The organism is Natronospira elongata, assembly GCF_034931365.1.
Taxonomy (GTDB): domain Bacteria; phylum Pseudomonadota; class Gammaproteobacteria; order Natronospirales; family Natronospiraceae; genus Natronospira; species Natronospira elongata.
Window position 1 is genome coordinate 1 of sequence record NZ_JAYGII010000060.1, and the last position, 7,488, is coordinate 7,488.

Below are 7,488 nucleotides of genomic sequence, written 5' to 3' on the forward strand. Positions count from 1 at the left end.
ATTTAGGGTGCCTTCGTCCATCATCGGGTTGGCTCCTGTTCAGAGGTAAACTCGCCCCTAGATTGCTATGGGGCAAAACACCCCAATCCAAAATGGCAACCGAAGCCCAGCGCCAGTGGCCCGTTGACCGGCTCGGGAAAGGTCTATCGAGCGCGGATGAATATGCTCGTGTTCTCGTGCCTCGCCAGCGTGAGGCAGGTTATCACCAGTCCTGTCCGCGCGCCGATGATGATGACGTCCCTACACGGCGTCAGAGCTGTCCGCCCATTCCCCTTAGACCCACTCCAGATAAGCTAATCGGAACCTGTAGCTGTACTCATTGAGCATTCGGTAGGAATCGGGGGGCTCCTCCCCGGTCCGAGCCGGGATCGTCGGGGGCAGTTCCTTTCGATTCCCATACATGGAAGACCCCAGCCTCTAAATACTCCGTGCTGGACTGAAATTCAACTTAAAGTTCGCTCCGCTCCCCACTCGTATCCGCCTGGAACGAAAGGCCATTGGGATGCCGCGCTCCTTCAGTTCCCGACGATCTGGATGAATTTGGTAGAGCTCTGGAAGAAGCAGAACGGAATGAATCGTGTCCAGCCCGATCGGTTGAGACCATAGTGGCCAGGTAAAGCATTCCTGCTTCCCGTGCCTAGACCAGCCTGTCGTTGCAAGGCCGTGGTGAGCGGGGGCAGAGGTGAACAGCGTCAGCGCTCGATAGGCCAGCAGATTGGCCATCCAGATCGTGCGCGGCTTGTTGTCGTGGGCGGTTGGATTGCGATCCATTAGGGCATAGCGCCGGTCCTCAGTCGGATCCCAACGCATGGAAAGCTTCTCATCTTCGTAACGCCACGGATCGAATAGGACATTCTTGATGCGGTCGGGGCTGACTACCTCAATCAATTGGTGCACTGTCCCTAGGAAATACTGGTGGCCACCGCCCCGGACAAACTGAAATGGCGTGTCTTCCAGTTTCGGCTGTTTCCGGCTATTAGTATATGGTTTACCTCTTCCGTCTTGATCGATGCAAGCGTCACTGGCGAAACTGGCGATGAAATCGACCGATGTCCTATTTTTCCAGTCTGATTGCTCGAGCATGCGAGTGGCGATGTTCCGGTAATGTTCAGCGTCACAGTCAATTACTCGTTTATGTGCATCTTGGGAAACACCGATATTGATTTCTCGGCGCTTTTCTTCTTTTAATAGATTGGTTAATTCCGCGACCAGGCTTTCCCTGTCATCCAAATCCGTACCCGAAAGGGTCGGACTCCAGGTGAAATGTTGCTCCCAGTGTAGGCGTGCATTCTTGCGACCGCCTGCATGAAGCGTGGCCAGAGTCCCAAGTGCCGCTAGAAACCCCAGAGGGTTGGTGCCGTCTATCCCCGGAAGCAGAATCCTGCCTCCTTCTTGGCCCGCCGGGCCGTAAGCAGAAATAGTTCTAGACGTTGTCTTGCGTTCAGATGCGTCCCCTTTGGTCAGCCGACTGCCATACCAGTCGGCCAGGCGTAGAATGCCCTCTAGATAAGCAAGTCCCCACCAGCCGTACCGGCGGGTAAGACGCCAGAACCGGTCGCCTGTTCGGGACCCTAGGTTATGAGGTGCAGGTAGGCGGGACCGGGTTTCTGCATCGAGGGAAATTTCGATCCCGTCGTGTGCGCCATGAACCGCCTCTGGCAACGGGTCTGGGACCACCGGTGCGAATGGACGACCATGGCCGTGGTGGCTGGCCACGCAATGCAGCAGGAGGTCGTCCGCACTTTCATTTCCCGACCGTGGTGCGTAGCGTTCGGCGAGCTGCAGTGATAGCATCTCGTGGCGAAAGGATTCGGGTAAACTCGCAACTTCCCGCAGGTAACTTCGTCGCTGCGGCGAACGCGGAATGTATCGGGACTTAGCCAGAGGGACTTCGGTCGCGACACGCAACTCATCGCCCTGACGCAGCAATAACTGGAAGCGCTCGTCCAGCTTGCCCACATCATGCCAATAGGCTGCGGCCTTTAACGGTTGGAGCAAGTCATCTGGTAGACATTTCTTGCCCAGGAGTTCGGCAGACTTTTCAACCAGCTCGCTATGGATGTCTAGGGGTACCTCTCGGTCTGCAGCGGACAATAGGTCGTCGTCATCGGCAAAGAAGTCTTGCTCCTCGCTTGTTTCCTTTAGATTAGATCTGTCGTTGTCGGGGCCAATAACAATCAACCCATCATCCGGGTGTGTTTCTATCCTTCCCTTGCGAGCACGGTCCATCAGTTTGAGTAGCCAGAGTGGAGGTGCTGGGGCATCTCTTTCATTGAGGGGTATATAGATAAGCAGCGCGCTTATGGACTTCTGAACTTCGTCCTCGTCCCAATTTGGAGACTCGGCAAGGCGCAATAATTCCTTTAACGGAGGGCAATCGAGCCAGGGATTGAGCACATTTCGGTGTAGGCGAACGGTTGCCGGCCGGCCACTGGCTTCATGGCTCTGTTCCCAGATATCGATGCCATCGTTGTTTGCGGGCAACTGCCCCAGTCCATCCATGCCGTAGCCTGCCGGGAGTACGACCAAATCGTTCGGGCGCAGTTCTGAGGCTCGCGTGCATACCCTATACTGATCGCGCCCAGACCAGACCAGCACGGGGCAACAAAGGTCACTTATTTTGTGCATGTGTCCTTCCTCGGCAGTGCCCTCAACATCAGCCGAATCGTCCACTGATTCCCGTTCAGCCAGCCATTGGCGCAGGCGATAAAGTGGTACTGTCAGGGTTTCTCGACTGTTGGGTGGACACAGGGCGATGGTCTCGCCCCACATGTCGCGGTTACGTTCGTCCAGGTCCGCTCGCCAAATCACACGTACTTCCGGCGTGCCACGATCGGTACCGTGCAGGTACATGGAGATATCCGGCTGTATCGCCGGTTGCGGTGCTGTTTGGCAAAGCAGGTCCAGATGCGCAGGCAAGAGCGTTGGTGCGCTAGATACAGGGGCCAGACAGGGGGAAACATCTTCCCCATCAGTGAGCTCATCGTCCAGAGCGGCTACGCCGAAATCGATCACGCGGGTTTTTCGCTTGCCTGCGCCCGCTTCCTGCGCATGGTTTTCAAGCCATTGCCAGCATTGGGCAATAGCCTCACCGTACACTGGATCGGGATTTTTCGATTTCTTCTGCTCCGCGCGGATAAGCACTGCCCCTGGTGCTGTGCCTGGTTTGCCTAGGCGGTTGAGTCGGCCAAAACGCTGGCGCAGCGCGTCGAGACTTGCCGCCTCTGTAATAAGCGCACTAAAACTGAAATCGGCGCCCACCTCGATGGTCTGTGTGGCGACTACAATGACGGGCCGGTCCGGTTCGCTCGGCATGTTGGAACGAAGGACTGGCTGCCACTGGGCCAAGAGATAGTCCCTGTCCAGTGGGCGTAGCCGGCCTGTCAACAGAACAACATTCGCACTGTCCCCGACGTGAGATCGGAGCGTTGTGGCAATGGCTTGTGCCGTGCCTACGCGGTTTACCACGATCGCCACGCGCTCGTGCCCATCATCCAAAGCGTATGCTGTCGCTAGTGCTGTGGCCTCGGTGACTAGTGGGTCCTCCCGATCACGACGCCCTTTGAGTTCAATTAATTCCGCCAGTTTTGTTGCACAAAGCCGTTTGTCCAATTCGGGGTGGTCGAGCGCGATATTTCGGTCTCTGCCAGGGAACCGCTCTGACTCAGCAACATCCGACGGCGGCGTGGCTGAAAGCATTGTGAAGGCGAAGGGCGTACGAATTGGTTCTTCTGCCCAAGTCTCCCCTCGGAAACGTTCGATGGCTCGAAGTGTTTCCAAGAATGGCGCTGAGAGATGAGCCTCGTCGAGGATGACGAGGCTGTCATGGGCCGCAAGCCCGGCAAAGATGGGGGCCGTAAGAGAGCTGTGGCCGTAGCCACGAAATAGCAGCCGTGAACCGATCTGATCCACCGTAGAAGTGATGACTGCCGGCTGCGACGGCAGCCGAGCCCAGCCGTCGTCACGCAGTGCTCCGCCACGTAGCCGAGCGGTAGCCAGCGGCCGGCCCCGGTCGGGGTCGACACCGCTCACTTTCCGTAAACGGTCGGCGACCGCCTTCAGTGGTCCGTCGGTTGCTCCCTGTAGCCGTCGCGCTATCTCTCGTGCCCGCTCGAACGCCTCGTCTACCACAATGCGTCTGTCCACCACAAACCAAATCCGTCGTGGTGCCGTTCGCTCCCAGGTTTGTCTGTCCGCTTGTGTCGACAGTGCCCATATGGCGATATCGATACAGGCGGTTTTGCCTGCAGCTGTTGGCAGATCCAACGCCCTGGGCCATTCACCCGACATCAGTTTATCGGCAAGCATGGACTGCCAGGGAAATGGGGAGTAACCCCACAGGCCTTCGAAGAACTCCGAAAACTTGGGATATCTAGCCATGCGTCAAGTCCTTTGAAAATTTACACTGGTTCTTCATTTCGTTACCGGCCAAATGCCCTACAGTGGTCGACACGCCCCATAGCCCCGGAATCTTCCAGCGCCGAGCAAAATTGGCCCACATACCGGTTCATCGAAGATCAAAATCGCGTGGACGTGGCGACGTTCACTACCGTCCTTGCGTTTGATTCGAGGGAATTGGAAGGCGGGTGGCACCCCGGGGTGTGCCGATATGTGTGTGGCAATGATGTCCTTGGGTTTCGGGAGGTCGATACGGTTGCAAGCTCTGGTGATCATTTGTGCCACTTCCTCTTGGTACTGAGTCCTGTCCTTGGTCTTGGGGTGTCGATCGAACACAATCGGTGTTACCGTCGACCAATGTCGGGCCCCCCTCTCATACGCTGTCCATGCGTTTGGGCGCAGGTTCCATGGAGGACGTGAAGCGATGATTGGCTCAATGTGCCAGCAGCCAAGGGGACCAAGCTTCAGGTCCCTGACACCAGCGATTGCACGAAGGGCTTCGCGACGGTCGGTTCGCGAAATATCAGCGGGCAGGGCGAGGCCAAGGCCCATCAGGTGGCCGTCGGCATGCTTGCTGCCGACAAAGGCCTGGGGCAGGAATGCCAAGTGAGGTTGATCCGATGGTCCACCCTTGACACTATGGCCGCTGAGCAGACGACGCACCGGAGCAGAGAGGTCGTTGCTGTGGCTGAGGATGGCCTCTCGCATTCGATTGATCACGTTCAGGGTAGATGTCAGATCCAACGCCTTGTAGGTACTGCTTTCCGGTTTGAGCTGGACAGTGAGCAGATGGGGCGTGAATACGGTGCCAACGATGGCGGGCGCCTGGTCAGGGAGGGGCGGGGCGTAACCCTGGCGAAGCGGTAGAGTTGGGCGCTGCTGTGGGGGCGGCTGGTTTTCGAAATCTTCGCTAAGCTGTTTTCTGATTTCACGCTTGATCTTGGGGCTCTCTGCTTCCATTTCTTGCGCCTTGAGGTTTGCGTAGTCTTCCACCGCTGGGGTGTTGTATTGCCTTTCCAGGTACTCCAAAGTGCCGGGGCCGGCGATGCGCAGGTCTTCTATTGCACGGTTGTCGTCGGGAACCCAATTGGGTTCACCAGCTTCTGCCGCCTCCGCAACCCACATTTGCACTAGGGAGGTTGAGTGACCAATGCGGGTGACTTTGGCGCACAGCTTGGCCAGAGCCTCCCGGTAATGCGGGGGGGGCTCCAGGTCTCGCCAGAGTAGATAGGCCGTGTCCTCTTCCAGCCAGGCGCGGGCAAAAACGCGTTCCTGGCGGGCGCGGGTTAATGGCAGCGAATGAAGAAGGGCCTTGGCGGGGCCGGCCCTGTCATTGACGGGCACGTAATGCTTGACGATCGCGCGCTGCGTTGCTTCGGATGCCGCAACCGCGGGGGCAGTGATCTCGCCGCCGCGATCCGCGCCTTCCAGCCATAGCAGCGCTTGGCGTTCTGTCTGGTCGGCGCCGGTCTGAAAATGGGCGGCGGCTAAGGCCATGAATACCCGGCCTGGATGTGGCGGCCATTCGGCTCGTTCCATATCATCCGGTGCGGCCGCAGCGGAAAAACCGTTCAAGTAGCGGATGCCTAAGGTGAGCATGGCTGGTTACTCCTCCGGCCCTTCCTGCTTCATCTGCAACTGACTTTTCCGAACCAGATTGAGCAGTTCCTTTGAGGGGGTAAGTGTGATTGGATCCTTCGGCCACGGCAAATTGGCTCTTTCCGCCGCGTCAACCGCCTGTTCAAGAAGCTTGGCGGCATGTTCGCCGGTCAGGTGAAACTCGCGGGGGGCATCGCCGGGGCGTTCGAGCAACTCCCAGATCATGGGGCCGTCGGGCCAAAGCAGGCTGCGCGAGCGCAGTCCCAGACCGGACTCGAAAGCAAGAGTGGCGGCGCACAAGCCCAGTGCGGCAAGCACTGTCTGCGCAGCTTCGTCGGCTTTGACGCTGGCTGAGCCGTTCACGGGAAAGCGCAACCGGCGGAGGCAAATCAGTGACAGTGTTGTCGTCTGTTCGGCATATTCGACAGTGACACCAGAATTGTCAGAATCGAACGGGACGCTTGAGTGATTTATTTCCGACGGGCGCACAGCGCCCTTTTCATTACCTTCAGCAACTTTGCGCAAGGACTTGTCCTCGCTGCGCATGACAGGCACATTCTTGCTGATCTCCAGTGGATCTCGGCGCACGCCTCGTGCACGGTAATCGTTCTCATATTCCGCACCGATGCCGACAATCTCGGAGACCATTGCTCGCTCAAATTTCGGTCCTAGCCCGCCCTTGGGGCCAGTAGAGTCCCACATCCCGAAGATCAAAGCCGTGGGGCACAGCTCAAATAGTGGGGTGGCGTTGGTCAGGTTGGCCGTATTTAGGGCCTTGCCCGTATCAGATTGCCGAAAAGGTGTTCCGTTGAGTTCGCTGTCTCGCAGGATGGCATCGGCGAGTCGGTGGGGAACTTGTAAACTGGTCACCTTGCCCACGTCGTCGATTAGACGACCCGCCTTTTCGTCGGCTTCGACTTCACCGGTTGGTCCATGCTCGGAGAAATCTACTTCAATCAACGGGAGGCTGATCCGGTTGGTATACATGGCTTCTTGCAGTGCCAGCTCCATTCGGTTTGCCTGACTTTGCACGCTGTCGAGCAGCACACAGGTTACCGGTTCCTCTCGGCCAGCAACGCGCCTTTGTTCTATGGCATACACTGCACCAGCGAAGGTTGGTGGAAAGACCTTGTCACCCTCGCCGCCGGCGGGTTGGAGGCGCCGGCGGCAACGGAATGCTGCCGCGTCACCTGAGACAGCACTGTGAAGCGTTTCTAGCGTCAGTTCTTCAGCCATTTTCATACTCCTGTTGAGTTGAACCGATGGAACATTCTGGAGTTCCCCGAGCACTGCAGCGGAAGTTCGTGACATCTGCTGTCGCTTGGATTGTGAAATGTCTTAATGCTCTCAGACCGCCCAACCAAGATCCGCATCGGAAGACACCGCAGAAGCCGTGAGGAATTTCGGATCCGTCTGTTTATCGCCGACGATACAGCCCAAGCCAGAGTTATTGCTGCCGTCTTGCCTAGTCGGTTGGGGCAATCCAGCACT

General features: G+C 57.6%; 3 protein-coding genes. All 3 read right to left on the minus strand.

The genetic code is table 11. The features are described 5' to 3' along the window. Positions 1–417: 417 nt before the first annotated feature. Genes cas3g through cas7g form a run of 3 tightly spaced genes read right to left on the minus strand, consistent with a single transcriptional unit; the run spans position 418 to position 7,233 of the window. Positions 418–4,380, minus strand: coding sequence for a type I-G CRISPR-associated helicase/endonuclease Cas3g (cas3g, locus tag VCB98_RS13315; RefSeq protein ID WP_346053349.1), 3,963 nt, complete (start codon positions 4,378–4,380; stop codon positions 418–420). A gap of 57 nt (positions 4,381–4,437) precedes the next feature. Continuing rightward, complete coding sequence (gene csb2 / locus VCB98_RS13320) at positions 4,438–5,997, minus strand: type I-G CRISPR-associated protein Csb2 (protein WP_346053351.1); 1,560 nt, start codon at positions 5,995–5,997, stop codon at positions 4,438–4,440. 6 nt (positions 5,998–6,003) lie between these two features. Continuing rightward, positions 6,004–7,233 carry a type I-G CRISPR-associated RAMP protein Csb1/Cas7g gene (cas7g, locus tag VCB98_RS13325; RefSeq protein ID WP_346053353.1) on the minus strand — a complete coding sequence of 410 codons (1,230 nt, stop codon included), beginning with the start codon at positions 7,231–7,233 and terminating at the stop codon, positions 6,004–6,006. Positions 7,234–7,488: the final 255 nt, after the last annotated feature.

Bases quoted from the DNA above. Each gene is read 5' to 3' on its own strand.
- cas3g (WP_346053349.1), bottom strand. From the start codon at position 4,380: ATGGCTAGATATCCCAAGTTTTCGGAGTTCTTCGAAGGCCTGTGGGGT.
- csb2 (WP_346053351.1), bottom strand. From the start codon at position 5,997: ATGCTCACCTTAGGCATCCGCTACTTGAACGGTTTTTCCGCTGCGGCC.
- cas7g (WP_346053353.1), bottom strand. From the start codon at position 7,233: ATGGCTGAAGAACTGACGCTAGAAACGCTTCACAGTGCTGTCTCAGGT.